This is a genomic window from Micromonospora sp. NPDC051925 (assembly GCF_044548625.1).
In the GTDB taxonomy this organism is placed as follows: domain Bacteria; phylum Actinomycetota; class Actinomycetes; order Mycobacteriales; family Micromonosporaceae; genus Micromonospora.
Map to the genome: position 1 here is coordinate 45,851 of NZ_JBIUCH010000019.1, position 26,279 is coordinate 72,129.

The 26,279-nt window shown below is 72.3% G+C and carries 24 protein-coding genes; 12 read left to right on the forward strand and 12 right to left on the reverse strand.

Annotated features, from left to right (window positions below; genetic code table 11):
• Nucleotides 1-211: 211 nt before the first annotated feature.
• Nucleotides 212-1,546: an SWIM zinc finger family protein gene (locus tag ACIG87_RS24225; protein ID WP_396853442.1), complete on the forward strand. Its 1,335-nt coding sequence runs from the start codon at nucleotides 212-214 to the stop codon at nucleotides 1,544-1,546.
• The gene (locus ACIG87_RS24230) at nucleotides 1,543-4,209 is read left to right on the forward strand and encodes a DUF6493 family protein (protein WP_396853443.1); all 2,667 of its coding nucleotides are present in this window, start codon (nucleotides 1,543-1,545) and stop codon (nucleotides 4,207-4,209) included. Before ACIG87_RS24225 ends, ACIG87_RS24230 begins: the two co-directional genes overlap by 4 nt.
• Nucleotides 4,210-4,263: 54 nt before the next feature.
• On the opposite strand, the gene ACIG87_RS24235 is transcribed toward ACIG87_RS24230, so the two are convergent.
• The gene (locus ACIG87_RS24235) at nucleotides 4,264-4,464 is read right to left on the reverse strand and encodes a DUF5984 family protein (RefSeq protein WP_396853444.1); all 201 of its coding nucleotides are present in this window, start codon (nucleotides 4,462-4,464) and stop codon (nucleotides 4,264-4,266) included.
• Between the two features lie 7 nt (nucleotides 4,465-4,471).
• On the opposite strand from ACIG87_RS24235, the gene ACIG87_RS24240 reads away from it, so the two are divergent.
• Entirely contained in the window at nucleotides 4,472-5,413 is a 942-nt protein-coding gene (locus ACIG87_RS24240; protein WP_396853446.1) for a transposase, read from the forward strand.
• 466 nt (nucleotides 5,414-5,879) lie between these two features.
• Here the strand turns inward: ACIG87_RS24240 and ACIG87_RS24245 are convergent, their stop codons facing one another.
• Together ACIG87_RS24245 and ACIG87_RS24250 are read right to left on the reverse strand one after the other, a co-directional pair.
• Nucleotides 5,880-6,464 (reverse strand): dihydrofolate reductase family protein, encoded by a 585-nt coding sequence (locus tag ACIG87_RS24245; protein ID WP_396853447.1) that lies wholly within the window; start codon nucleotides 6,462-6,464, stop codon nucleotides 5,880-5,882.
• A 118-nt stretch (nucleotides 6,465-6,582) separates the two neighbouring features.
• Nucleotides 6,583-7,569 (reverse strand): serine hydrolase domain-containing protein, encoded by a 987-nt coding sequence (locus tag ACIG87_RS24250; protein ID WP_396853449.1) that lies wholly within the window; start codon nucleotides 7,567-7,569, stop codon nucleotides 6,583-6,585.
• Nucleotides 7,570-8,127: 558 nt separating this feature from the next.
• On the opposite strand from ACIG87_RS24250, the gene ACIG87_RS24255 reads away from it, so the two are divergent.
• A complete protein-coding gene (locus ACIG87_RS24255; RefSeq protein ID WP_396853450.1) occupies nucleotides 8,128-8,901 on the forward strand; it encodes a phosphotransferase in 774 nt (257 codons plus the stop codon).
• 175 nt (nucleotides 8,902-9,076) lie between these two features.
• Here ACIG87_RS24255 and ACIG87_RS24260 read toward each other — a convergent pair whose 3' ends face one another.
• From ACIG87_RS24260 to ACIG87_RS24270, 3 genes are all read right to left on the reverse strand, one after another.
• On the reverse strand, nucleotides 9,077-9,742 hold the full coding sequence (locus ACIG87_RS24260; RefSeq protein ID WP_396853451.1) for a hypothetical protein: 666 nt from the start codon (nucleotides 9,740-9,742) through the stop codon (nucleotides 9,077-9,079).
• A 106-nt stretch (nucleotides 9,743-9,848) separates the two neighbouring features.
• A complete protein-coding gene (locus ACIG87_RS24265; protein ID WP_396853453.1) occupies nucleotides 9,849-10,916 on the reverse strand; it encodes an MFS transporter in 1,068 nt (355 codons plus the stop codon).
• Nucleotides 10,917-10,958: 42 nt separating this feature from the next.
• Nucleotides 10,959-11,336, reverse strand: a complete 378-nt coding sequence (locus tag ACIG87_RS24270) for a winged helix-turn-helix transcriptional regulator (RefSeq protein ID WP_396853454.1) — start codon at nucleotides 11,334-11,336, stop codon at nucleotides 10,959-10,961.
• 116 nt (nucleotides 11,337-11,452) lie between these two features.
• Between ACIG87_RS24270 and ACIG87_RS24275 the strand changes: the two genes are divergently transcribed.
• Nucleotides 11,453-11,818 carry a DoxX family protein gene (locus tag ACIG87_RS24275; protein ID WP_396853456.1) on the forward strand — a complete coding sequence of 122 codons (366 nt, stop codon included), beginning with the start codon at nucleotides 11,453-11,455 and terminating at the stop codon, nucleotides 11,816-11,818.
• A 73-nt stretch (nucleotides 11,819-11,891) separates the two neighbouring features.
• Complete coding sequence (locus tag ACIG87_RS24280; RefSeq protein WP_396853458.1) at nucleotides 11,892-12,326, forward strand: hypothetical protein; 435 nt, start codon at nucleotides 11,892-11,894, stop codon at nucleotides 12,324-12,326.
• On the opposite strand, the gene ACIG87_RS24285 is transcribed toward ACIG87_RS24280, so the two are convergent.
• Nucleotides 12,300-12,764, reverse strand: coding sequence for an NUDIX domain-containing protein (locus tag ACIG87_RS24285; protein ID WP_396853459.1), 465 nt, complete (start codon nucleotides 12,762-12,764; stop codon nucleotides 12,300-12,302). The genes ACIG87_RS24280 and ACIG87_RS24285 overlap by 27 nt on opposite strands.
• Before the next feature lie 186 nt (nucleotides 12,765-12,950).
• A complete protein-coding gene (locus ACIG87_RS24290; RefSeq protein WP_396853461.1) occupies nucleotides 12,951-13,787 on the reverse strand; it encodes an alpha/beta fold hydrolase in 837 nt (278 codons plus the stop codon).
• 51 nt (nucleotides 13,788-13,838) lie between these two features.
• Between ACIG87_RS24290 and ACIG87_RS24295 the strand changes: the two genes are divergently transcribed.
• From ACIG87_RS24295 to ACIG87_RS24305, 3 genes are all read left to right on the forward strand, one after another.
• Complete coding sequence (locus ACIG87_RS24295) at nucleotides 13,839-14,510, forward strand: TetR/AcrR family transcriptional regulator (RefSeq protein WP_396853463.1); 672 nt, start codon at nucleotides 13,839-13,841, stop codon at nucleotides 14,508-14,510.
• Between the two features lie 96 nt (nucleotides 14,511-14,606).
• Nucleotides 14,607-15,872, forward strand: a complete 1,266-nt coding sequence (locus ACIG87_RS24300) for a multidrug effflux MFS transporter (protein ID WP_396853464.1) — start codon at nucleotides 14,607-14,609, stop codon at nucleotides 15,870-15,872.
• A gap of 63 nt (nucleotides 15,873-15,935) precedes the next feature.
• Nucleotides 15,936-16,913, forward strand: a complete 978-nt coding sequence (locus ACIG87_RS24305; protein ID WP_396853465.1) for a sporulation protein — start codon at nucleotides 15,936-15,938, stop codon at nucleotides 16,911-16,913.
• A 125-nt stretch (nucleotides 16,914-17,038) separates the two neighbouring features.
• Here the strand turns inward: ACIG87_RS24305 and ACIG87_RS24310 are convergent, their stop codons facing one another.
• Nucleotides 17,039-17,323: a hypothetical protein gene (locus tag ACIG87_RS24310; RefSeq protein WP_396853570.1), complete on the reverse strand. Its 285-nt coding sequence runs from the start codon at nucleotides 17,321-17,323 to the stop codon at nucleotides 17,039-17,041.
• Nucleotides 17,324-17,769: 446 nt separating this feature from the next.
• On the opposite strand from ACIG87_RS24310, the gene ACIG87_RS24315 reads away from it, so the two are divergent.
• Nucleotides 17,770-18,177 (forward strand): hypothetical protein, encoded by a 408-nt coding sequence (locus ACIG87_RS24315; RefSeq protein WP_396853467.1) that lies wholly within the window; start codon nucleotides 17,770-17,772, stop codon nucleotides 18,175-18,177.
• A gap of 144 nt (nucleotides 18,178-18,321) precedes the next feature.
• Here the strand turns inward: ACIG87_RS24315 and ACIG87_RS24320 are convergent, their stop codons facing one another.
• Both ACIG87_RS24320 and ACIG87_RS24325 read right to left on the reverse strand, forming a co-directional pair.
• Complete coding sequence (locus ACIG87_RS24320; protein ID WP_396853572.1) at nucleotides 18,322-20,550, reverse strand: HelD family protein; 2,229 nt, start codon at nucleotides 20,548-20,550, stop codon at nucleotides 18,322-18,324.
• Between the two features lie 396 nt (nucleotides 20,551-20,946).
• On the reverse strand, nucleotides 20,947-22,092 hold the full coding sequence (locus tag ACIG87_RS24325; protein ID WP_396853468.1) for an outer membrane lipoprotein carrier protein LolA: 1,146 nt from the start codon (nucleotides 22,090-22,092) through the stop codon (nucleotides 20,947-20,949).
• A gap of 95 nt (nucleotides 22,093-22,187) precedes the next feature.
• Here ACIG87_RS24325 and ACIG87_RS24330 point away from each other — a divergent pair, with 95 nt between their 5' ends.
• Both ACIG87_RS24330 and ACIG87_RS24335 read left to right on the forward strand, forming a co-directional pair.
• Nucleotides 22,188-22,844, forward strand: coding sequence for a response regulator transcription factor (locus tag ACIG87_RS24330; protein ID WP_396853470.1), 657 nt, complete (start codon nucleotides 22,188-22,190; stop codon nucleotides 22,842-22,844).
• Nucleotides 22,845-22,885: 41 nt separating this feature from the next.
• On the forward strand, nucleotides 22,886-24,343 hold the full coding sequence (locus ACIG87_RS24335) for an ATP-binding protein (RefSeq protein WP_396853574.1): 1,458 nt from the start codon (nucleotides 22,886-22,888) through the stop codon (nucleotides 24,341-24,343).
• Between the two features lie 152 nt (nucleotides 24,344-24,495).
• Here the strand turns inward: ACIG87_RS24335 and ACIG87_RS24340 are convergent, their stop codons facing one another.
• Complete coding sequence (locus ACIG87_RS24340; protein ID WP_396853471.1) at nucleotides 24,496-26,241, reverse strand: tetratricopeptide repeat protein; 1,746 nt, start codon at nucleotides 26,239-26,241, stop codon at nucleotides 24,496-24,498.
• Nucleotides 26,242-26,279: the final 38 nt, after the last annotated feature.

Below are 26,279 nucleotides of genomic sequence, written 5' to 3' on the forward strand. Positions count from 1 at the left end.
GTCGGTCGAGCAGCCGGTAGTAGTCGGGCCCGAGCCGCGCCGCGAAGTCCTGCACCTTCACACCGCGACGCCGACCATATCGACGCTGAGCTGCGGAACGCAGGCATCCCGTCCTGGTGCAGGCATGACGACCGCCCCGGACGTGGGGGCCCTTCCTTGCACCTGGGGGCGCAGCCGAGAATGTCGCAGTGATCTCGTAGCTTGCCAGGGTGTGAGCGCTGTTCAGACGTACCGATACCTGGGCCCATCCGTGCTGCGACCGGATGGTCTCGCCTTCCAGACCAGCGGCGGGCCGGCACCGAACCCCCAGTTCTTCACCGGGTTCCTCACCACGCCGCAGCCGGCCGCCGTCGGGCTGCTCGCCGTGGCCGAGGTGGCCCGCACCCGTTACCACCGGCCGATCAGCCCGGCGAGCCTCGACCCGGTCGTCACCGGCAGTCGCGACCGGCTTCGGTTCGAGTCGTTCTCCGGCTGCTGCGGTGTCTACGCCCGCCTCGACGCGCTGCCCGCTGGGCTCGACGGTGACATCGTCGAGCACGGCACCACCAACGTCGACGTCAACAATCCGCTGCGGGAGGCGCTCGCCCGGGTCAGCGGCGGTGACCCGCTGCGGCTGTCGGTCGGGCCCGACGACCTGACGGTCACCACGCTCGGCGGCGCGGTCGTGGAGAAGAAGGTGCCGCTGCCGGTGCGCTGGCTGCGTGGCTTCGCCGAGGTGCAGGTGCTGGCGTCGGCGTTCGAGCCGAGGGCCGAGATCCCGGCGACCGAGGCGGCCGCGTTCCTGCGGCGGCTGCCGACGTCGAGCGACCGCTCGGTGCTCTGGGCGGTTCCAGCCGGCCGGTCGCTGCGGCTGACCTCCCGACCCGTTCCCGGCGCGGTGTGCCTGACCGGTGCGACCCGGCTGACCGCCCTGCGACCGATGCTGCGTTTCGCCCGGAGCCTGCAGGTCTACGGTCCGACCGTGGCGGCCGGCTCGGCCCCGGTGCCGAGCACGTGGGAGCTGGACACCGGTGCCCTGCGGCTCTCGCTCACCCTCTCACCTGAGCCCTACCGGGGCTTCTCCGGAGAGGGCGCGGCCCTCACCGCGCTCGCCGGCGACGAGGTGGCCGACGACGCCGACCTGATCTCGGCCCTGCTCTCCTGGGATCCGACCATCGACGTGGACGCGCTGGCCACCTCGGCCGGGATAGACCAGGACCGGGTCCGGGGCGCGCTGGCGCAGCTCGGCACCGCCGGCCGGGTCGGCTACGACGTCTCCGAGGCGGCGTACTTCCACCGGGTGATGCCGTACGACGCCGAGCGGGCCGAGCGGGACAATCCCCGCCTGGTCGGTGCCCGGGCCCTGCTCGAGGGCGGTGCCGTCGAATCCGACGGCGCGGCGGCCACCGTGCGCAGCGGCGGCGAGGTGTACCGGGTCCGCCGGCTGCCCGACGACACGTTTACCTGCACGTGCCAGTGGTGGGCCAAGCACCGTGGCCAGCGCGGGCCGTGCAAGCACGCGCTCGCCGTTCGGATGGCGGGCAACGCGGCCGAGGTGTCGCGGTGAGCCGTCGGCACGAGGTGACCAAGAGCATGGTCCGGCGCCGGCGGGAGCTGGCGGTCGAGGGCACCAGCGACCTGTTCGAGCTGATCAAGGGAGGTTCCGCCGAGCTGATCGTCGAGGCCCTGGCCGGGCTGCCCGAGGGTCGTCGCCGCGAGATCGGCAGCGAGCTGGTCGCCTGGGTCAAGACCGAGAAGGTGGGCTGGTGGAGTGTCGGCCCGGGTACGGCGTTGACGGTCGCCGCGGTCGGCTGCCTGCCCAGCGCGGCGCAGGCGGCGCCGGTCGTCAACCGCCGGTCGGTCGCCCTCGACGGCGCGCGGGCCGCCCGGCTGGTACGCCAGGTCGCCGCCGATCGGGGGATCGGTTGGCTCGGCGACCTCGCCTACCGGATGGCCGGCAAGCTTTCCCAGCGCAGTTGGGTCGAAGTCGAACACTGGCGGATGATCGCCACGCTGCTGCGTGCCGAGGGCCTGCCGCCCCCGGCCGGCGACCGGTTCGTGGAGCTCTGGGTGCTGTCGCTCCCGGCCGATGATCACCGGCGTTCCGGGCCGCGCCAGCTGGTCCTCGATCGGCTGCGAACCGATCCGTTCCTGCCGGCGTTGCTGCCCCGGCTCTTCGAGGTCGACGGCCTCGGTACGACGATGATGTACGACGAGGTCCTCACCACCTGGGAGGACCGGCGCCGACACCCGTTGCCGACCGCCCTGGCACAGCTGGCCGAGGAGGGGGTCGTCGACCGCGCGGTGCTGATCGACGGCTCGATCGGCCGGCTGCTGCGCGGCGACCGACCGGCCGCGCTGCGCGCCTTCACCACCCTGCTCGACCAGCTCCAGCCGACCCCGACCGAGGTCGCCGAGCGGCGCACCGACTACCTCCGGCTGCTCGCCGACGCGCCGGCCCCGGTCGCTACCATGGCGCAGAAGGCCCTGCGCGAACTCCCCGATCCGCCCCTCGACGTGCTGCTCGACACCTCCCATGAGGTGCTGCTGCGACCCGACAAGGTCCTGGTGCGGGCCCAGCTCGCCTGGCTCGACCGGCTGGCCCGGCAGCACGGCGACCGGGCCGCCACGATCGCCGAGGTCATCGCCGTCGCCGTCGAGCACGACGCGGTCGAGATCCGTGACCGGGCGACCACCCTGGCCACCCGGCACGGCGCTACCCCGGCCGTCGTCACCGGTGGCGCGGTCGCCACGCCACGCGGCGACGACCTGCCCGTTCCCACACCACCGGCCGCCGCCCCGGCACCGATCACCGACGTCGACGAGCTGGCCGAGGAGGTCGCCGCGCTGCTCGGCACCGGCCGCCACGACGGGCCGCTGGACCGGATCGTCGACGGTCTGGTCCGGCTCACCGCCACCGACGGTCCACGGGTACGCGCCGCGCTCGACCCGGTCGTCGACCGCCGGCACTGGAGCTGGGGCAACCGGTACGACCGGGATCCGTTCGGCCTCCAGGAGCTGGTCGTCGACATGTTCCGCAGCGCCGGTGGAGCCGACCGGCCGGTCGCGGCGAAGACCCGCTGGGGTCGGCTGTTCGCCGCCCTGCACCGCCCGGACCGCTCGGCCAAGGGGCCGGAGCTGGTCGTCACCGATCCCCGGGTGCCCCCACCGCACCGCCTGCTGAAGGCCCGGCTCACCGAGATCGGTCACCGGCTCGGCGACGCCTGTCAGCACGGCCTGCTCGCCACGCCCACCTCGGTCAACGGCATGCTCGACCCGTTCGTGCTGCTCGAGCGCCTGGCGGCATGCGGCGACCGGGAACCGTGGCACTGGGATCTCACCCAGGCACTGCTCCGGCTGCCCACCGGCCCCGACGACGAGGCGGTGGCCGGCAAAGCGGCGGCGCTCGGCACGCCCGCCGGTGACCGGCTCGCCGCCTGGTTGCGCACCGGCGGGCTGCCGCAACCGGTCATGCGGGTCGTCACCATGGAGCGCCGCCCGCGCACGGGCAGGAACGACTGGGCGTACGACCACCTTCCGCTCCAGCGTGTGCTGGTCGAGCTGCGGCCACCGGAGGGGTACGACGACCGGTACGGCCTGCTGACCGCCGACCCGGCCCCGCTCACCCATCTGGAGTACCGGGGCTGGCCGCGACTCTGGCCGTCGATCCTACCCGGTCACCGGGGCGCGGTCGCCGCGTACGCCCTGCCGGAGGTGGCCGCCGCCGCCGACCTGGATCTGCGCGACGGCACCGCGGTGCTGCCCCTGCTCGTCGACTGCGCCGGGTCCGGTGGCGTCGCCGTCGACCTGGCGCTGGCCTATGGCCTCGGTGCCCGGTACGGTGCCGACCGGATCGCCACGGTGGATGCCCTGCTCGGGCTCGCCGCCGGCAGTCGGCTCGACGCCACCGGGGTGGGGGAGCAGCTCGGTCGGCTGGTCGCCACCGGGCAGGTGAAGCTGTCCCGGGCCGTCGAGCCGCTGCGGGACACCGCCACGGCCGGTGCCCCACTGACCGTGTGGCGGCTGCTGGCCGCGGCGCTGCCGACCCTGCTCACCGCCGACAAGCCGCCTCGTGGCCTGCCTGACCTGCTGACCCTGGCGACGGAGACGGCCACCCGCACCGGGGTGCGGATCGAGGTGCCGGGACTCGCCGACGTCGCGGGCCGGGGCGGGGCGACCCGCCTGGTGACCGAGGCGCGACGCCTGCACCGGGCGCTCATCGCGACCTGACGACCCGCCCAGGTGCAAGGAAGGGCCCCTCTGTTACCGGATTCCTGTCTGGGGTCAGGGTGTCCGGTCCGCAGGGGGAACCTCCCCGAGCAGCAGGTGGGCACCCTGGCGGACTGTGTTCCAATCGGTCTGCGGGGAACGGCAGAGGTTCTTGGCCAGCGAGTGCCGCCGTTCTTCGTGTTCCCGCCGCAGCTGGACGAGGTCAAGATCTACGCGGGGTAGCCTTCCGCAGCGTTCCAGACTGTCCGGGCACAATTGGGCCGTGGAACGTCACGAGTTCGGTGCTGCGGTACGCCAGTTGCGGGAAAGCACGGCACCTGCGGCTGTCGGGCTGCCGATCGGCCGTCGGCGGGTGCGAGGGTTGCGGCGGGAGGAACTCGGCGAACTCGCGGGGATGTCTGCGGACTACGTACGCCGGTTGGAGCAGGGGCGCAGCCATCCGTCCGCCGGGGTGGTGAACGCCATCGCCCGTGCGCTACGGATCGAGCGGGCGGAGTACGAGCGGCTCTGCGCGCTGGCCGGGTACGCCGCTGCGGACGGGCAGGTGCCGAGCGAGGTCGGCCCGGGGGCGATGCGGCTGCTGGAGCGGTTCACGGACACACCGATGTTCGTCTCCGACGCGGCGATGAATCTCGTTGCCGTGAACAGTGCGTTCATGGCCCTGGGGCACTGGGAACTCACCGGGGATCCCTGGGAGTGGAACGTCGCCTGGCGTACGTTCTGCGATCCGTTCCACGGCTTCAAGCAGTCGGCGGATGACGCAACCGATCATGAAGCGATCCTCGCTGCCCGCCTGAGGAACGCGCTGCACCGGCACGACGAGTTCCTGCGGTTCCTGCGCACGATCGACACCACGGTGCCCCGCAACCTGCAGATCCACATGATCGTCGACAACTACGGCACCCACACCCACCCCAACGTCAAGGCGTGGCTGGCCAAGCATCCCCGCTTCCACCTGCACTTCACCCCGACCAGCTCATCCTGGCTGAACATGGTCGAGCGCTGGTTCGCCGCACTGACCGACAAGATGATCCGCCGCGGCGTGTTCCACAGCGTGGACGACCTCATCACCGCGATCGAGGAGTACCTACGCGTGCACAACGACGACCCGAAACCATTCGTGTGGACCGCCACCGCCGAATCGATCCTGGCCAAAGTCCGACGTGGACGAGTCGCCCTCCAGCAAACGGCTACTCAAAACTGAGACGGAACACTAGCCGCGATCAGGGAGCGCGCGCGGTTCCAGAGCGGTGTCGCGGCCAACGCATCCAGAACGGTTCGTTCAAGGGCCACCGCGGCCGGCCTGTCCGCAGTGGTGGTCCACCGGAGGTGCAGGTCGGCCCACCGCATGGCGTCCTGGGCCCAGACGGCGGCGCGCTTGGGCTGACCGGCGAGGAGTTCCTTGAGGCGCATTCGCACAAAAGCTGGATCGGCGAGTGCTCGATCCAGTACAGCTTCTCCCAGTCCACTGACCGCAGCCTTCCCGCGGCGGTACACCGTCAGCCGTCCTCGAAGTCCCTGGCCGCGGCGCTCGCCGGCCATGCCTACGTACACGAGATCACCGTCCGCTCCCTGCCGAGCAAGGTAGACGCCAGGGAAGTGCGGTGCCGAGACAGCCGCATCCAGGAGCACCCTCGTCTGCGGCGGCGAGCGTGTGTCTGCGGTTGCGTTCAGCAGGTCGAGTGGAGCAGGCGCTGCCCGAGAGGGCGGTAGCGCAGGTGTACGACGCCGTTTCGGAATCGACGCTCATCGAGAAGCTCAAGATTGGCGCGCAGGCCGGTCGGCAATCCTGGCTTACCCCCGCCGACGACGATGGGCAGGATGAACAGCTGGCACTCGTCGACCAGCCCGGCCTTGAAAGCCTGCGTCGCGAGGTCGGCACCTCCTACGGTGAGATCGCTGCTGGCCGTGGCCTTCAGTTCGTTCACTGCGGCGGGGTCGAAACGGCGTTCGAGTCGGGTGTCGGCAGTCGACACGGCAGTGAGGGTCGTGGAGTACACGACTTTGCTCGCCTTCTGCCAGGTGCTCGCGAAGTCGGCCATGAGGTCGGACTGCGCGGCCAGAGCGGCGTCGGTCTCCCAGACGGCCATTGCCTCGTACAGGCGCCGCCCGTAGAGAAACGTGCCCACCGACCGCAGGAGGTCGGTGGTGAACGCGAATACCTCGTCGTCGGGTGGGAACCAGTCGAACGCGCCGCGTTCGTCCTCGATGTAGCCGTCAAGCGACATGTTCGTCACGTAGATCAGCTTTGCCATGCCTCTACCTCTCGATGATCAGCCGCGACAGCCTGGACATTCATCAGCGTGGCGTCCAGCTTGGTGAACGCCTGGCGCCAACCCTCCTCGCCGGGGTGCGCCAGGTGATCGGGAGCCGTCAAGCCATTGCGGGAAGGATGACCCGTTCCAGCACCATGATCGGGGTCCGCCACTGGTCGGGGTCGTCATAGTTGCCGGCGGTGACGGCCACGGTGAGTTCCAGGTCGGGCAGGACGAACAGGCGCTGGCCGCCGTTGCCCGCGCCGGTCACCACCCGACGGCCCCCGATGGATTCGATGTACCACTGGTAGCCGTACTGCGCACCCCAGCTGGTCTGCAGCCGTGGCCGGAGCATCGTACGGATCCAGTCGGCGGGGATGATCCGCTGACCGTCCCAGGTTCCCTCGGCCAGCACCAGCTCGCCGAGCCTGGCCAGGTCTCGGGGCGCGAGTCGCAGCCCGGACGCGGCGGAGGCCACCCCGTCCGCACCGGTCATCCACTCGAAGTTCCCGATGCCCAGCGGCGCGAACAGCATGGCCTGCCCGTACTCCGGCAGGGACCGCCCGGTGCCGTCGGCGATCAGTCGGCCGAGCAGCGCCGTGGCACCGCCGCAGTACGTCCATCGGGTACCGGGCGGCTCGAGGATCGGCCGCTCCAGGATGTACCGGTACCGGTCCGGCGCCAGCTCCATCGCGATCTCGGCGTTGGCCGGGCTGTTGTACGGAAGATTCTCGCACCATTCCACCCCCAACGACATCGTCAGCGCGTGCTCAACGGTGAGCCGGGCACGCTGGGGGTCGACCGCCAGGTCGGGGTACTGCGGGAACCGCCGCAGGAGCGGCTCCGTCGGCGGTGGGACAAGCCCTTCGCCGAGCGCGATGCCGTACAAGAGCCCGGTTACGCTCTTGGTGACCGACCGGATGTCGTGCAGCGTCTCGGGCCCGAACTCGACGACACCCAGCGAGTCATTCCAGGTGAAGTCCTCGCCGGTCCTGTAGCACTCCAGCACGGTGTGACCACGGCGAACCGCCGCGACAGCATGCAGACCGTCGGCCGGGCCAGCTTGGAGTATCCCGTCGAGACGGTCACGTAACTGCGTTGTCATGGGCACTCCGAGGGGACGATGCCGGTCAGTGGAACAGCATGCTCTTTATACCGGAATTCTCGCTTTTGGGACGCCCCGGGCGGGAGTGCCAAGCCCGGCCGCCGTAACTGCCCGCCGTAGCCGTGCTTCCAGTCGTGAGAGACGGCCACGTCCTGGCGCAGAGCCTCGACGTCGACGTCCAGAACCGTGCAAGCCCATTGTGGCTTCGATGAGGTCGCTGTCGACGGGTGCGCGGGGTAATGCCGAGCACGAGCAGCACAACCCGCCACGTCCAGCGCGACCTGCTGCCGCCGCGCATCAGCATGCGACCGCGACCGGTTGCATCGCGGTCATGTTGAGCCGGCCGACGGCCGAACCGGTCAACCTGGTGACCGTGTCCGCGACGTCCATCGCCGCTTCCGCACATGCCGCGAGTCGCTCGCGACTCGATGTGACAGGGCGTGCGGTGTCGGATGTTCGACCAGTGTGGGACGTCAATCGGCGGTGGGGCCCGGTCGACAGCCGATAGCTTGCGAAACTCGGTGTCGCTGTCGTCGCGGAGCCCGGTGTACCTGGCGGATGCGCGAAGAAGTGCTGCCCGGGGGTAACACCACCGGCGCCGTGTTGATCGATGGTCTCGTACACAAGCGGGCCTCGCCGTGGACCGCGACGGTGCATGCGGTGCTGCGCCATCTTGAGGATGCCGGGTTCGATGCCGCTCCCCGTGCGCTCGGCTTCGACGAGCAGGGACGCGAGATACTCACCTATCTGCCGGGGGAGACGATCGGCGGCCGGGAGCCCTGGCCCGGTTGGGTGTCGGCCGACTCGATGCTGGTCCAGGTCGGCCGGTGGCTGCGACGGGTCCATGACCTGACCGCCGGCTTCCCGCCGCCGCAGGGCGAGTGCTGGTTCGCCGGCCGTCCGATGGGGCCCGGGTTGGTCGTCGGGCACCAGGATGCTTCTCCGTTGAACGCGGTGGTGGACGGTGACCGGTTGGTCGGGTTCTGCGACTGGGACACCGCCGGTCCGTCGTCCCGGGAGTGGGATCTGGCGTTCTCCGCGCTGACCTGGGTGCCGCTCGCGTCGCCGCGCGACGGTTCATTGTTGCGCGGCGACGACCTGCGCGAGCGGGCCCGCCGATTGCATCTTCTGCTCGACGCGTACGGCTACGAGGGCAACCGGGGTGATGTCGCCGCTGCGGTGCCGCAGCGGGCCCGGCGGCAGGCCGAGGTGATCCGCCACCTGGCCCGCGCCGGGGACGCCCCGGCGACCGCCCTGCTGCCCATCGCGGAGCTTCTCGACCGGTCTGCGATCGACGTCGAGGCCCTCCCGGCCAGCTTCTGGACGCATTGATCGAGGCCCCTCCACCCGGCCGTCCGATGTCATCCGGGCCGCTTACAGCGCCGCTCGGGACGGGAGGTTCGGCTTCATCACCACATCCTCCGCCGGTAGGCAAACGGTGACGCCTCGGGCCGCCCGCCTCTGTCGCGGAGTGCTCGCCGTCGCTGCCGCCTTCGTGGCTTTGGCTTTACTGTGAGTACTCGGCGTGCAGTTCGGCGTAGGGCCGGCGTTGGTCGGGATGGTGCCGGCTTCTGCCCATGCCGATCTCGGCGCAGCAGTGCGTCGCCGGATTGTCGGCACGATGGGCCGGGCACTCCTCGGCCAGGGCGCGGACCTGGTCGGCTTGCAGTTCGAATGCCTCGCGGCTGCCGGTGAGCACCAACGTGTCGGCAGCGATGTCCCACCGAAGATGATCACGAAACTCGTGGTGCCAGGTCTTTCGGTGGTCGGCGATCGACCGCGACGGCCATGCTCGACCAGGTAACTCGACGGTGTGCGGCCTGCCGGCCCCGAGCCGGGAGCGGACCTGCTTCCACCGTGACGGCGGGAACGCGAGACGGTGGTGCAGCAGCACCATGTCGAGCGGACGTCCCCAGACATGGTCGGTGGGCATCTCCGCGTGGCGTAGTGGGAGGTAGACGATCGTGTGTGGTGACCGGGCAGCCAGGCCCCACGCCTGGGCGAACATCAGCGCGGTCTTCTTGTCGAGGCAGAACTGGGCTCCGAGACGCCCCTCGTAGAGACCGGCGAACCTCGGTGCCTTCGCCGGCCGCACCACCCGGTACCGGTGGCATCCGAGCTGCACCCAGCTGATCACCACCGGCCACTTACGCCCGCCCAACCGTTGAACCACTCCACCGCATCCTCTCGGTCCGCCTTCAGGCGCGAGCATTGTCACCGGAGCCGGCGTGACTTGGCGACGGAGTTCCCGGATGGCGCTGAGCCCGGCCGTCTGGTCCTCACCGATTCTGCGGTACGAGCACGGCCGTGGTGCGTGGCGAGCGCGGCAGGCCCGCAGTGGCCAGCAGCAGGAGCACCGCCCCGACGAAGGCCAGGATCCCGGTGACCGTCGTGATGGCGTGCGCCGTCGAGGTGGGCGTCGAGCCGGCCGACGACCGGTAGACCGTGTCGGCCACGGCCAGCACCACCGATCCGCCGACCTGCCGGAAGAAGCCCAGGTTGCTGGTCGCCGTGCCCAGGTACTCCGCAGGCACCGCGGTCTGGATCACCACGGTCAGCCCGGACATGGTCGGCCCGAGCCCCAGCCCGACCAGTCCCATTCCGGTCGCCAGCAGCACTGCGGAGCTGTCTGCGCCGATCCCGCCCAGCACCACCGCGCCGATGCCGATCAGGGCCGCGCCGACGAAGAGACACGGCCGGACCCACGTGATCAGCGCTCCGGTGATGCCACTACCGGCCACCATCCCGAGCATCAGCGGATACATCCGTACCCCGGACGAGGTGGCGCTGACATTCCACACCCCTTGGAGAAGGCGGGGCAGGAAGACCAGCGACACGTACAACGCGAACGCGCCGCCGAACGCCGCGGCGCAGGCCAGCGCGTACGCCCTGACCCGGAAGAGCCGTAGCGGCATGAGCGGCTCCGCGACGTGTCTCTCCACCAGTACGAACACCACGGCGAGCAGCAGGGCCACCGCGAGCATCCAGGGAGCCCGTTCGTGCAGACCGACCAGCAGGGTCGCGACGGCCCCGGTGAACACCGCGACCCCGGCATAGTCCGGGGACGCCGCCGTACCCGCCCCGCGCCGCCACGGCAGCCGGGTGACGATCAGCAGGACCACGACGACCCCGATCGGCAGGTTGACGAGGAAGATCCACCGCCACCCGGCGTGATCGGTCAGGAACCCGCCGACCAGCGGACCGGCCACATAGCTCAGGCCCATCACGCCGCCGAGCATCCCCTGTACGCGGCCCTTCAACCGCAGGTTGTCCGTGACCCCGGCCGGGGTCACGGCAATCAGGCAGACGGGGTGCGGGCCGAAGCTGGTGCCGCTCTGTTCGGCCATCCGGGGCACCCGGCTGGCGTAGCGCGGGAAGACAGTTCGATGTCATCCGGGCCGGGTCTGGTGGAGCGCCCGGCTCGCTTCGATGTGGGGGACGTGCTCGATGGCCCAGCCGGCGAGGGCCAGCGCGGGTGGGATGAGGCTCTTGCCGGTGGGGGTCAGCGCGTACTCCACGCGGGGCGGGACCTCCGCGTACGCCGTCCGGGCCACCAGGCCGTCGCGTTCCAGGTTGCGTAGGGTCAGCGTCAGCATGCGTTGGGAGATGCCGGGTATCTGCTGGTGCAGTTCGGTGAAGCGCAGTGCGCCCCGGTCGAGGGTCGCCACGATCAGCAGTGTCCACTTGTTGCAGATCCGATCCAGGATCGCCCGGATCGTCCGGCCGCCGTCGCCACGGATCATGCAGGTTTGTTCGTACTGCGACATGTCATCCCCTGTGCCTCAGGCACACCCGTGTGCCTTTTGTAAGGCCCCCGATTTTGACACATGATGTGGCTACTTCCTTCTCGTAACCATCGTGCTCATCGCCGAAGGAGCTCGCCATGACACTCGCCTACTGGATCTTCGCCGCCCTGCTGGCCGTGTTCTACCTGTACGCCGGGGGCAAGAAGGCGACGCAGAGCCGGGAGCAGCTCCAGCCGATGATGGGCTGGGTCGATCGCGTACCCATGCCGTTGGTCCGGACCATCGGGGTGCTGGAGATTCTCGGCGCGGCCGGCCTGGTCCTGCCACCGCTGACCGGGATCGCGCCCTGGCTCGCGGTCGCGGCGGCCGTCGGGCTCGTCCTGATCCAGGTCGGTGGCATTGCGGTGCACCTGTCCCGTGGTGAGACCCGCCAGATCGGGCTCAACATCGTCCTGCTGGTGGCCGCCGCCGTCACCGCCTGGCTGGCCACCATCTGGGTCTGAGCCGGGCGGGGGTCGTCCGTTCACGGGCGCACCGCGTGCCCGGCGAACGGCCGGCACCAGGCAGAATGCCGGAGTGGCACTCGACAAGTCCGGGAAGCTGTGGCGCGGGGAGAACTTCGACGACCTCGCCGAGTACATCCGCTACTTCGAGGCGGGAGGCTACCCGGTAGCCACGGTGGTGGAGTCCCGATGCGGCGAGTGCGACGGCCGTACCTTCCGCGTCCGGATCGACGAGGAGGAAGCGACCCAGCGGACCTGCCTCGCCTGCGGCGCGGTCGCCTTCTTCGGCGACAGCGCCGAACACTGGGCCGGGACCGGTCATGAGTCCTGTTCCTGCCCCTGCGGAGGTGAGGAGTTCGCCGCCGCGGTCGGCTATGCGCTCTTCGACGACGGAGAGGTGCGCTGGATCAGCGTCGGCCTGAGGTGTCTCAGGGATGGCACTCTCGGCGTCTACGCCGACACGAAGATCGACTACAGCCCGTCACACCACCTCCTCAGCCAGGCGTGAAGCGGTTGTCCCGACGTCCGCGCGACCAGGCGGCCGGTCAGGTGCAGGGAGGGAAGGAAGCAGTGCGGGTAGGGCGCTGTTCACGAGGGGAAGGCCGCCCAGCTCGCTGACCCTGACCCAGGCGATGTCATCATGCTCGTCAGGCGCACGGTTGGTCGGCGAGCCAACCCAGTCTCCGATGTGCCAGACGCCCACGTGCACAGCGTCCTCGCCACTGCCGGCCCGCAGGTCGCCCAACCGTGAAGAGGACTCGGCCACAATCTGAACACCGACTTCCTCGCGCATCTCACGAGCGAGGGCCTGTAGTTCCGACTCACCCGCTTCGACGTGCCCGCCGGGCAGATCCCAGAGATCCGGGTATGCCCGGCGGGCCGGACTGCGGTGCACCAGCAGCACCGCGCCGTTCTCCACGAGTGCGCCGCAGACGACGATGTGCATGACGGGATTCGAGCACAGGGATGGGACAATCTCTCTCTCGCTGGAGGCACGCGCAGACGTCCTGCGGGTGTGCTGGTGCCGAATTGAGGGCGGTCAGCGGGTTCGGGTCGCCCAGGCCGGCTGTTGGGGCTCGTCGTTGTGCACGACGATGTCGGCGTGATCGGCCCCTCACGGGCCGGTCGGTGGCTAGGCGGCCGGGGCGGTGAAGAACTCGGCGAGCGCGTCGACGAGGGGCTGCGGGGCCCGGTTGAGCGCGTCGTGACTCGCGCCCGGCACCACCAGCGTGCGGGCATGCGGCATGACCCCGGCCAGCGCCTCGTTGATCGGCCGGTAGTAGGACGGCCCGGCGCCGCCGCTGGCCAGCAGCACCTCGGCCTTGACGCCGGCCCACTGCTCCGGCGGGCCGTCGTGCCGCTGGATTAGCGTGCTCTCGTCGAGGGTGGTCGGCAGCAACTCGCCCATGGTGCGCCCGACCGGCGTACGGAGGAACAGCCGGCAGAGGGTGGCCCGGACGACAAGCGGCAGACGCGACGCGGGCGAGTGGGTGTTGAGGCCGCCGCCGGTGATCGCCAGGGCGCGGGCGATGTCGCCCGACTGCGCCGCCTTCCGGGCGGCGGGCACCCACCCGAGCGGGAACAGGCCGTTGACCTGGATTGCCGCGTCGTAGAGGGCGAGCCGGTCGATCGGCAGGCCGCGGGCGGCGGCACGCAGCGCCACGAAGCCGCCGCCGCTGTGGCCGATCACGTTGCGGACCCCGAGGGTGGCCAGCACGCCGCCGAGGTCGTCGACGTCCTGCTCGCCGTCGTAGGGCTCGGCGCGGGCAGCCGCGTCGGCCCGTCCGCGACGGTTGTAGAGGTGCACGGTGAACCGGTCGGCCAGCCGCAGGGCCAGCCGACGGTAGATCTCGATGGTGACGCCGCCCCCGTGTACGACGACGATTCCCGGCCCGCTGCCGACGGAGTGGAGCACGATCTCGGCACCGTCGGCCGTCGGCACCCGCTGGACGGACCAGTTCTGTTCCATGTCGTCCTCCCCATTGGAACCGCGAACGGCGTTAGCAGTTAAAGTGTAACCGTGTCGTCACCCATCGAGCCAGAGCGATTGACGGTCTGGTCCCGGCCGGCGAGAGGGCTGCGCGGTCCCGCCCCGACGCACTCCCGGTACGAGATCGTGGTCGCCGCGATCGCGATGGCGGACGCCGACGGCCTCGGCGCGGTCTCCATGCGGGCGCTCGCCGCCACGCTGCACACCGGAGCCGCCTCGCTCTACCGCTACCTGTCCTCCCGGGACGACCTGCTCGACCTGATGGTCGACCGGGCGGCGGGGGAGTTGCGCCCGTACCCGGACAGCAGCGGCGACTGGCTCGACGCGATGCTGCGCCTCGCCCACCGGCAGTTGGCGCTCTTCCGCCGGCACCCGTGGCTGGTGGAGATCCTGCCCCGGCCGACCGCCCCCGGCCCGCAGAGCCTGGCCTGGTTCGACCACTGCCTGGCGATCCTGCGCCCGGTGCCGGCGGCGACCGCCACCAAGTTCGAGGCGATCGCCATGATGACCGGGGTGACGTCGCTGTTCGCCCGCCGGGAGTCCGCCGGGCCGCCGGTCGGCTTCGCCGGGATCGACGTGGCGGCGTTCCCGAACCTCACGGCCGCCCTCACCGCCCCGCCGTCACGGTCCGCGCCCCGCGACCTCTTCGACGCGACGGTACGCAGCGTGCTGCGCGGACTGTTGGCCGACGAGGCCGGGTGAGGCCGGCAGCAAGGGCTTTCGCGAGGTCGGACGGGTGGCCTCGGCCGATTCGGAAGCCAGGTGCATTCCGTGGGTCAGCTCGTCTACGGTCCGTGGGTGACGCAGCCACAGGTCAAGACGCCGTCCAGGGCGCACCGGCAACACCGCCCGGCGGGTACGCCGTCCATGGTGGCGTTGGTGCTGCTGACCGGGGTGGGACCGTTCGCCACCGACGCGTACATCGCCGCCCTGCCGGAGCTGCGGCGTTCCCTGGACACCAGCGCCACCGTGGCGCAGCTGACCCTGACCGCGTTCATCGTCGGGATGGCCGCCGGTCAGCTCCTGCTCGGCCCGGTCAGTGACGTCCGGGGTCGGCGGGGCATCGTGCTGGTGAGCACGCTGAGCTTCGCGCTGCTGTCGCTGCTCTGCGCGGTCGCCCCGACCGGCGGGATCCTGGTGCTGGCCCGACTCGGTCAGGGCATCGCCGCCGGCACCGGAGTGGCGCTCGGCCGGGCGATGGTGACCGACGCCTGGCAGGGCACGCAGGCCGCCGCCCGGTTCGGCAGCATCGCCTCGGTGACCTTCCTCGGGCCGGTGCTGGCACCCGCCGTCGGTGGGGTGATCCTCGATCACGGCACCTGGCGCACCGTGTTCGTCGCGCTCGCCGGGCTGGGGGCGGCGATGGCGGTGGCCGCGCTGGTCGGGCTGCCGGAGACGCTGCCCGCGCACCGCCGGCATGCGGGTGGCCCGCGCGACGCCGTGGCGCGGATGGCCGAACTGCTGCGCGACCGGGCGTTCCGCACCCACCTCGCCGTGTTGTGCCTGGCCATCGCCGGCTTCTTCACCTACATCGGCGGGTCGTCGTTCGTCTTCCAGACGGCCTACCGGATGGACGAGTCCCGCTACACGCTCATCTTCGCCACCAACGCCGCCGGCATGGCCGGCGCCGGGCTGCTGTTCCGGGTGCTGGTGGCGCGGGTCGGTGCCGGCCGGCTGCGGGCCGCCGGGGTGGCCGCGTCCACGGTGGCCACCCTCGCCCTGCTGGTCGCCGCCCTGGCCGACCGGTCGGGCGAGCTGCCGCTGGCCGTACCGTGGGCGCTGCTCGCGGTGGTGGTGGCCGGGATGGGCCTGACCCTGCCGGCGACCACCGCGCTGGCGCAGGAGGCCGGCCGGCGTTCCGCCGGCACGGCCGCCGCGCTCCAGGGTGGCCTGGGCTTCCTCGCCGGCGCGGTGGTCACGCCGCTCACCGGTGTTCTCGGGTACGCCAGCCTGCTACCCATGGTGGGGGCCATGGCGGTCTTCTTCGTGGCGGCGTCCGGGGTGCTGATCCTGCTGGCGCGGCCCGGCGTGGCCTCTCAGCCACTTCACAGTCCTACCGATTAGGGTGCCCTGGGTAACCGTGCGTGCTCCACGGTGGAGTGCGCCGACCGTGAAGCGGGAGTTCCGATGGTCTTCAAGAAGATGCTGAGCGCGTTCGGTGTGGGTGGGCCCAGCGTCGACACCGTTCTGGCCAACCCGAACACGAGGCCCGGCCTGACCCTCGACGGCAACGTGAACCTGGTCGGCGGGGACGCCCCGGCCAACATCGAGCAGATCGCCATCGGCCTGGTCACCCGGGTCGAGATCGAGGGCGGCGACAGCGAGTACGCCGGTGTCATGGAGTTCCAGCGGATGGTGGTCAGCGGTCCCTTCCAGCTCGCGCCGAAGCAGCAGCTCGCCATCCCGTTCCAGTTGCCGGTGCCGTGGGAGACCCCGATCACCGACGTCTACGGCCAGCGCCTGCACGGCATGACGATGGGTCTGCGTACCGAGCTGGCGATCGCGCGCGCGGTCGACAAGAGCGACCTCGACCAGGTCAACGTGCACCCGCTGCCGGTGCACGAGCACATTCTGGAGGCGTTCCAGCGGCTCGGCTTCCGGTTCAAGCACGCCGACCTGGAGCGGGGCCACATCCGGGGCTCCCAGCAGACGCTGCCGTTCTACCAGGAGATCGAGTTCTTCGCCGGCCCGCAGTACGCGCAGGCCATCAGCGAGGTCGAGCTGACCTTCGTCACCAGCCCGCACGGGGTCGAGGTGGTGCTGGAGTGCGACAAGCGGGGCGGCTTCCTCAGCTCCGGGCACGACGTGTTCGGCCGCTACACCGTCTCGCACGCCGACGTCGACCGGGTCGACTGGACCCAGGTCGTCGACGGATGGCTGCGCGAGACCACCTCGACGTACGGCAACCTGCGCGCCTCCTCCGGGTTCGGCGCCCCCACCCACGGCTACCCGATGCACGGCCACGGCCACGGCCACCACGGCCGGGGCCCGGGGATGGGTGGCGTGGTGGCCGGCGCGGCGCTCGGCGTCGCCGGCGGCCTGATCGCCGGTGAACTCATCGAGGACGCTTTCGAGGGCGACGACGACGGCGGCGACTTCGAGTGACCGCTTCTGCGTGACCGCTTCTGCGCGGTCGGCTTCGGGTGACCAGTGGAGACCAGCGGTGGCCCCCGGGAGGAATCCCGGGGGCCACCGTTCTCAGCAGCTTGCGCTGCTCGGGTCAGCTACGGTCAGCGACGACCCTTGCGCTCCGCGCCGGAACGCCGCGCCGAACCAGCCTTCGCCAGGCCCCGGCTCACCAGATAGGCGCCGGTCAGGACGGTCAGGAACCACCACGCCTGCGTCGGGTTGTTGATGTTCAGCCCGTTCGCCGTGGTACCACGCCAGAAGGCGGAGATCACCACTACCGCGACTGCGGCGGCGTAGACCCAGAACTCGGTGGTCAGGAACGACTGCTTGGTCTCCGTACCCGGAGACGGCATCGGTTCCCGGTGCCCGTCCTGCATCGCCGGCATCTGCCGGGTCTGCTCGTTCATCATGGCGTTGCGCTGGGCGGTGTCCTGCATCGGCCGGTTCATGGGCCTGGTGGATGCAGCCTGCGTGCTCATCTGGTCCTCCTCAGGATTTGATGAGTACCTGCACTCCCTCGCCCCGCTACCGCGGTCGGCCACGGCACGGTTCACCTGCTGTGGCGGGGGCACCCTGGGTCTACCCCCCGACCCTGAGCAGGTAACACCGGCCCCCGGGCCGGATTCCGTCGCCCGCCGGCCCCACCCGAGGTGCCCCGGCCGTGGTACGCCCCGGCCACTGTCCGACCCCGCCGGGTCCGCTCGAGCCAGGTGTCCCACCCGGGGTACGCGGCGACGTCTCCGCCGGGGCGACGCGTGTACGGGGGCGGCGTTTGGCCGTCCGGACCCCGGGCACGCAGCGGGTTCAGTCGAGACTCTGCGAGGTGATGAACGTGCGTGACGACGATGCGATGCGGGACTCCACCCGTAAGGCCGAGGAGCGGCTCACCTCCGGCGTGTACGGTCCCGGGGCGCTCGACGAGGTGACCGTGCCCTCTGTCGACGTGACCCGGGCGATCCAGGAGGACGATCCGGATGACGTGGCCGACGTGCCGATCGACCCGGAGGTGCTGCGTGACGGTGGCCCGACCCGGGGCCAGGGCGCGGTGACCACGACCGGCGGGACCGCCGGCCCGGCCAGCGTGCGCCGGGTGGCCCGGCAACCCGAACGACACCCGGGCACGGTGGCCCCGACCACCACCGGCGACGCCACCACCGGCGGCCTGAGCACCCCGACCGGTGGCGCCACCAGCGATCAGTCCGCCAGCGCCGTCGAGATCGGCGACTTCTCCGACGACTGACGGGGTGCCCGGTGCGGGACCGCACCCGTGTGGCCGGTCTCACGTCGGCCGCACGGGTGCGGTGTGGTGGTGGGGCGCGGTGATGGCGGTGGGTCAGGGTGCGGGCAGCACGGTGCACCGGGAGTGGTCAGCGCGCCGCAGGGGTCAGGTGGCGGGGCGCAGCACGCCCAGGCGCTGGGTGGCGCGGGTCAGCGCGACGTAGAGGTCGCTGCGACCGCGCGGGGACTCGGCGACGATCCGGTCCGGGTCGACCACCAGCACCGAGTCGAACTCCAGGCCCTTGGCCTGGCCGACGGTGAGCAGCACCACCCGGCTCTCCAACTCGGGCTGCTCGCCGACCGCCGAGTCGGGCAGCGCGGTCAGCACGACGCGCGCCAGTTCGTCGGCCCGGCTGGCCGGCACGATCACCCCGAGCCGCCCCTCGTCCAGCCCGGCGGCCTCCCGGGTGGCCGCCTCGGTCAACTCGGTGGCGAGCTGATCCGCCTCGACCGTCCGGTCCCACGGCGGCACCCCGCCGTGGCGTACCGAGCGGGGTGGGCGCAGCGCCGGGTCGATCTCGGCGAGCACCTCGGCGGCGACCGCCATGATCTCGGCCGGGGTGCGGTAGCTGACGGTCAGTTCCTCCAGCCGCCACCGCTGCGCCACGTACGGCTCCAGCGCCTCGGCCCAGGACGGGGTGCCGGCCAGCGCACCGGTCTGTGCCACGTCCCCGACGATGGTCATCGACCGGCTCGGGCAGCGGCGCATCAGCAGCCGCCAGGCCATCGGGGTCAGCTCCTGCGCCTCGTCGACGATGACGTGGCCGAAGGCCCAGCTCCGGTCGGCAGCGGCCCGCTGCGCGGTGGTCAGCCGGTCGGTCTCCTCCTGCCGTTCCAGCAACCGGTCGGCGTCGATCAGGTCGGTGACACCGAGGATCTCACCGCCGTCGGCGTCGTCCTCCACGTCGATCGAGCGGGAGCCCCGGGCGATGTCCAGCACGCCCTCGGCGTACTCGCGCTGGAAGGAACGGATGCGATCCCGGCGGGCGGCGGCGGCCCGCTCGTCCTCGCCGAGCAACTCGGCGGCCTCGTCCAGCAGCGGCACGTCGGCCGGCGTCCAGCCGCCACCGGGCAGGCGGTGCAGCAGGGCCCGCTCGTCCTCGGTGAGCATCGGGGCGGCGGCGGCGATCCGCTCCGGCGAGGCGTACAGGTCGGCGAGCAGCCGCTGCGGGGTGAGCACCGGCCAGAGCCGGTCCAGCGCGGCGGTGATCTCCGGTTCCTCGCGCAGTTCCCGACGGATCTCGGCGCGGTCCGCCTCCTCCAGCAGGTTCTCCCCGCCGAGCGGGTCGGCGCCGATCCGCTCGGCGACCTGGTCGGCGAGGGCGTGCACGACCTCGATGTCGAACAGGGCGCGGGCCAGGTTGTGCGGGCGGTCGGTGGACCGGACCCGGTCCCGGGCCCGGCGTACCGTCGCCGGGTCCAGTTGCAGCAGTTCCCGCTGGGGCAGTTCGATCTCCAGCGGCTCGTCGGGCACCCACTGCCGGTCCCGTACGGCGGCGGCGAGCACCTCGGCCAGCACCGCCCGCCCCTTGAGCGCGGCGGTCCGGGGCGGCTCGGCGCGGCGGGCGTTGACCCCGGGGAAGAGATCGCCGGGGGTGCTGAGCAGCACGCCCGTCTCGGCCAGCGCCGGCAGCACCTGCGAGATGTACCGCAGGAAGGTGGCGTTCGGCCCGACCAGCAGCACGCCCCGGGTGGAGAGCTGCTGCCGGTGGGTGTAGAGCAGGTACGCGGCGCGGTGCAGCGCGACCGCCGTCTTGCCGGTGCCGGGCCCGCCCTGCACGACCAGCACCCCCGGCAGGTCGGCCCGGATGATCCGGTCCTGCTCGGCCTGGATGGTCTCGACGATGTCCCGCATCCGGCCGGTGCGCCCGGCGCTGAGCGCGGCGAGCAGGGACGCCTCACCGGTCAGCTCCTCGTGGCCGGTGGGGGAGGCCGCCTCGATGTCCAGCACCTCGTCGTTGAGGCCGGTGACCTTGCGTTCCCGGGTGCGCAGGTGCCGCCGCAGTCGGATGCCCTGCGGGTTGGCGGCGGTGGCGAGGTAGAACGGCCGGGCGGCCGGCGCGCGCCAGTCCATCAGCAGTGGGTCGTAGTCGCCGTCGGTGTCGAAGATGCCGATCCGGCCGACGTAGTGCCGGCTGCCGTCGGCGCCGTCGAGCCGGCCGAAGGTCAGCCCCTGCTCGACCGCCGAGAACTGCTCGACCTGGTCGGCGTACATCCGAACGGCGCTGTCCCGTTGGGAGCGGTCCTGCAACGTGCCGCCACCGCCGGCGCGTAGTTCGTCGGTGAGCCGCCGGGCGGCCTGCTCGCGCATGCCGTCCAGCCGGCCGTAGAGCATCGAGACGTACTTCTGCTCGCGGCCGATCTCGTCGTCGTGTTGCCGCAGCTCGTCCGGGTGCGTTGACAAGCCGTCTCCTCGTTGATTAGAATAGCTGTTGGAATGGCTATGCAGCCATTCCCTTTTGCATTTCGGGAACTGTTCAAGATACCGCCTGCGGCGGCCCGCACCAAGCCTTCCGCCTGTTCCCGACCCGCGTCATACTCCCGCGCCGCGCTGGCCTGTGCCTGCACCAACCAGCGCCGGCTGGCTCGCCCGCCGTCACCGTCACCAGCCCGTGCCGCGCCCGGCCCGCTCTCTTCTGTCGCCACCGCCTCCCGGGTGGGGGCCGGACAGGCAGACGGGGGCCCGCACCGGCTTGCGCCGGCCCGGACCCCCGAGGGTCGTTCCGAGGGATCAGCCCCGTGCGGCCTGGTACAGCCGCTCCGGTGTCACCGCCCCGGCGAGCACCCGCCCGTCGTCGGTGATCAGCACGCTGAACAGCTTCCCGGTGAACAGCCGGCCGCTGCCCCAGTCCCCGCTGACCTTCGGCAACCCGTTCAACAGCTCGAGAGCCTGTGCCGCGTCGGCGGCGTCGTCCGATCCGGGCTTCGCCGTGCCGCCGGCCGGCGTCCGCGCCGCGTCCGTACGTGCCACCAGCACCGTGGTCCAGCCGGTGCCGACGGTACGCAGACCGGCGTCGTCGCCCGCGTCGGGCCGCTGCGCCGCTCCGGCCTTCGACCCGGTGCCCGACTTCGGGTCCGCTCCCGCCTTCGAGGCGGGGAGGTCACCGGTCGCCTCGGTCACCTTCACTCCGGGCGGCGGGTTGAAGGTGAACTGGTCGGCATCCGGCCGGCGGTAGTCGACCTGGGTGAAGGCCACCTCGAACGCCGGTTGGTCAGCGCCGTCGGCGAGCACCTCGAACCGCAGCGGCACGTGCTCGGTCGCGTCGATGGCGATCCGCACCTGGTGCACCAGGGACGCCTCGTCACGCGGGGTGAGTACCAGTTCGTACGCGTCCCGACCGGCGACGGTGGCCGACCGGCCGGTGGTGACCAACGTGCTCGGGTCGACAGCGGCCAGCGCCCGCTCGGCGGCCTCCTGCGGGGTGACCGGCAGCGTGCTCTCCGCCGCCCGGTCGGTCGACTCCGGCAGGGTGCGGTGCGTCGCCGTGTTGGCCTTGCTGTCCCAGGTCCACACGTCCCGGCCGGAGCGGATGACGTCGCGCTCGCCGAGGGTGTCGAGCAGCGCGACCCGCTGCCGGTCCAGCCCCGAGTACCAGACCCGCAGGGTGTGCGTGCCGGTGAGCAGCGCGGCGTCCCCACCGGCCAGGCCGACCAGCGACGGTAGCCCGAGGTCGGCGCGCTGCACCACCGTGCCGGAGAGCCCGTCCAACCGGGCGGTCTGTAGGTCGACGAGAAGCTGGGCGGCGCTGCGCGGGGGCAGGGCGGGCTCGGCGTTCGCCGCGAACGTGCCGATCGCGGCACCCCCGCCGACGACGGTGACCGCGGCGGCCAGCGGCACCAGCCACCGCAGGGTGGAACGGTTCTTCAGTACGGACATGACGGCACCTCCTGGGGCCATCCTGCCGGTTCGGTGCTGTGAACTGGCTGAGGACCGCGTCGCGGTCGGTCGCGTCGGGGTGGCACGCTGGGATTATGCGGGTGCTGGTGGTGGAGGACGAGGCTCGGCTGTCGGCGGCGTTGCAGCGTGGCCTGACGGCCGAGGGGTTCGTGGTGGACACGGCGGGCACCGGGCCGGCCGGGTTGGACGCCGCCCGGCACGGCGGTTACGACGCGATGATCCTCGACGTGATGCTCCCCGGCCTGTCCGGGTACGAGGTGGTCCGGCGGCTGCGCGCCGACGAGCACTGGTTGCCCGTGCTGATGCTCTCCGCCAAGGACGGCGAGTACGACCAGGCCGACGGGCTGGACTGCGGAGCGGACGACTACCTGACTAAGCCCTTCTCGTACGTGGTGCTGCTGGCCCGGCTGCGGGCGCTGCTGCGTCGGGGTGCCCCGGAGCGGCCGACCGTGCTCGCCGTCGGCGATCTGCGGCTGGATCCGGCCCGGCGGCGGGTCACCCGGGCCGATGCCGAGGTGGTGCTCACCGCCCGGGAGTTCGCGCTGCTGGAGTACCTGATCCGCCGGCCGGGCGAGGTGATCTCCAAGACCGAGCTGCTGGACCACGTCTGGGACGCCAGCCTGCGGACCGCCCCGAACGCGGTCGAGGTGTACGTCGGCTACCTGCGCCGCAAGATCGGCCGGGATCGGTTGGAGACCGTCCGGGGCGCCGGCTACCGGCTGATCCCGTGAGACGCCCCCGCTGGCCGGCGCTCGGCCTGCGCGCCCGGCTGATGGTGCTCGGCGTGGCGGGGCTCTCGGTGGGGCTGGCGCTGGGCGGGGTGGTGCTGCTGGTGGCGTTGGGCTGGTCGCTGCAACGCACCGTCGACGAGGAGGCGTTCCGGACGGCCGACGCGGTCGCCCGGCTGGCCGGCGAGGACGCCCTGCCCGATCCGCTGCCGGTGGCCGGTGGGCAGCTGCGGGTGCAGGTGGTCGACTCCGCCGGACGAATCCGGGCCGCCTCCATCGACGCCGACCGGCTGGTGCCGATGGTCCGTCCCGACCAGCTCGCCGGGGACGGTCGGCGGCGGACGGTGGTGCCCGGCCAGCGGCTCGGCTGGGAGGGGCCGGTGCGGGTGGTGGCGGTGCCGGCCCAGTCGGCGGGGGAGCCGTTGACCGTTCTGGTGGGCCGCTCCACCATGGATGTCCGGCATGCCACCCAGGCCGCCCGGACGGTGTTGCTGGTCGCCTTCCCGCTGCTGGTGGGGCTGCTCGCGGTGGTCGCCTGGCGGGTGGTCGGCGCGACCCTGCGCCCGGTCGAGGCGCTGCGCAGCGGGGCCGCCGAGATCACCGGTCGGGACGCGGCCGACCGGCTGCCGGTGCCCGCCTCCCAGGACGAGATCCACCGGCTGGCGGTCACCCTGAACGACATGCTGGACCGGTTGGAGGCGGCCCGCGCCCGGCAACGGTCGTTCCTCGCCGACGCGGCGCACGAGCTGCGCAGCCCGTTGACGAACATGCGTACCGAGCTGGAGGTGGCCCAGCGCCTCGGCGACCGTTCCGACTGGCCGGCGGTCGCCGCCGACCTGCTCGCCGACACCGAACGGCTGGGTCGGCTCGTCGACGATCTGCTGCTGCTGGCCCGGCTCGACGAGCAGCCGCCGCAGCCGGCCGGCCACCCGCGTGAGGCCGGGCCGGTGGAGCTGGGCGGGCTGCTCGCCGAGGTGGCCTCCCGCTGGCCGGGCCCGCCGGTCGCCGCCGATCCGGCATCGGGGCCGGCAGCCCCTGCCACGTTGGGGCCGGCAGCCCCTGTCACTGCGGTGTCGGGGCTGCCGGTCGCCGCCGCCCCGGTGTCGGGGCCGCCGGTCATCGTCACCGCGGCGTCGGGGCCGGCGTGGACGGTCGGTGTTCCCGACGAGTTGCGGCGGGTGCTGGGGAATCTGGTCGACAACGCCGTACGACACACCCGTACCCGGGTCGTGCTGGCGGTCGAGCCGGCGACGGACGGGCCGTACCACCTGGTGACGGTGACCGACGACGGGCCGGGCATCCCGGTCGCGGACCGGGAGCGGGTGTTCCGCCGGTTCGCCCGGTTGGACGAGGGGCGGGCCCGGGACGCGGGCGGTGCCGGGCTCGGCCTGGCCATCGTCCGGGAACTGGTCCGTCGCGGCGGCGGCACGATCGGCCTCGCCGACGCGGGGCCCGGCCTGGTGGTCCGGCTGCGCCTGCCGGTCCTGCCGGACCCCGACTGAGGACCGCTCGACGTGCCCCGTCGCGAGTGTCCGGCGGGGACCGGACCCGGCCCGCTCGGCGCACCTGCCGCCGGACCCGGGCACCGCACGATCCGGCTCGGGTCCTGCCCCACCCGGATCGTCGCGGTGGGTGACCGGTCGGCGCAGCGGGCTCAGCGGCGGGCGGTGCAGACCCGTTTCGCCCGGGCCACCACGTCGGTGGACCAGACCACGGCGACGGTGAAGCAGTAGTTGGTGGTGCGGTCCAGGCCGTGGACGACGAAGCTGTCGGTGCCGGGTGGCAGGGTCTCGAACGGGCGCGGGTCCTGCCCGGTCCGGCCGGCGGAGAGGATCACCGGACCCTCGCCACCGGCCGGGTACGTCCAGGTCAGGGCGATGCCGTCGGATCGGTCGCGCAGCGTCACCCGCCCGGGTGGGGTGCCCGGTGAGGCGGGTGGTGCGGCGTTCGGCGTACCGGCGGCGGTAGGGGCGACCCCGGGGCTGGCCGGCGCGGCGGGCGGGTCGCCGGGGCTGCTTACCTGGGACACCCCGGCGATCACCGCGACGGCGCCGAGCAGCACCACCGCGACCCCCGCTGCCACCAGCGGTACGGCACCCGGGCGGCGAGGGGGCGGGGCGTGCCGGCGGGGCACCAGCACGGGCAGCAGCCGGGACGGGTCCACCGGCGGGGCCGGCGGCGTGACCCGGCGTACCCCGGCGGCCTCCTCGTCGTGGTGGCCGACCGACGGCGGCGGAGCGTACGGGTGTTCCCGCCGGCCGCCGGTCACCCCGAGCCCGGCCGTACCGGCGGCGGCCGGTTCGGGTGGCCAGCGCCCGTCGTTCCCGACCTGGCCCGACCCCATCGGATAGTCGGTGCCGCCGAGGTGACCGGCGGCTGTGGGATAGCTGCCCTCGGCGGGGTGACCCCGGTCGGTGGAGTAGCCGCCCTCCGTGGGGTAGCCGCCGTCGGCGGGATAGCCGGTACCGGCCGGGCGGCCGGCGGTGCCGACGCTGTCCGGGTGGTCGAAGGGGCCTGGACGCCCGTCCTGCGGGTAGCCGGTGTCCTCGGCGGGGAGCCGTTGGCCGGGCACCGTCGGAGAGTGCGTCTCGTCGGGCGGCACCACCCCGACCGACCAGGCCGGCAGGTCCGGTGGCCCCTCGGCGGGCGGTGGGGTGCGGGCGGCCGGCACCACCGGTGCGCCGCGCTCCGGCGTGGGCTCGTCGTCGCAGACGTGGTCCGGGTCGGCGGCGGCCCGCGCCAGCGCGGCCACCTGGCGGGCCAGCGGGTCGTCGGCGGCCAGGTGCTGACGGGCCAGCTCGCGGGCGAGGGCGAGGTTGTCGTGCGCCTCGTCGAACCGGCCGCAGTCGCGTTGCATCGCGCCGAGCCGGGCCAGCATCTTGATCCCGCTGGCGTGGCCGTCGCCGTACACCTCGCGGTGCAGTTCCCAGGCGTCCTGGAGCCGTTCGCGGGCCTGGGCGCACTGGCCGCGCGCGTACTCCACGGTGGCCAGATCGGCGTGTGCGGCGAGCACCCGCAGCGACTCGGGGCCGTCGTGGGCGGTCAGCTCCAGGATGACCTCGGAGTAGAGCCGGGCGGCGCGGGCGTCGCTGCCGACCCGGTGCAGCACCGCCGCGAGGGTGGCCGCCGTCGAGATGGTCCGCTGGTCGGAAATGCCGTGCAACCGGCTCGACGCCGCGTACGCGAAGGCGGCCCAGCCGCGTGCCGAGTGCGGTTCGCCGAGGGTGACCAGCAATCGGGCCTGGAGCCCGGCGGCCTCGGCCAGCTCGGGGGAGGCGTGATCGGGTCGGGGGTCCGCGTCGGTCAGCGCGTCGGCGAGCAGTCGCTGGGCACCGGCCAGGTCGCCGGCGGACACCAGGTGCTGCGCCTGGAGGGTCAGTTCACCAAAGCCGGAAGACACGCCCCATCGTGCTTGGCCGGCAACGGTTAGTACAACCC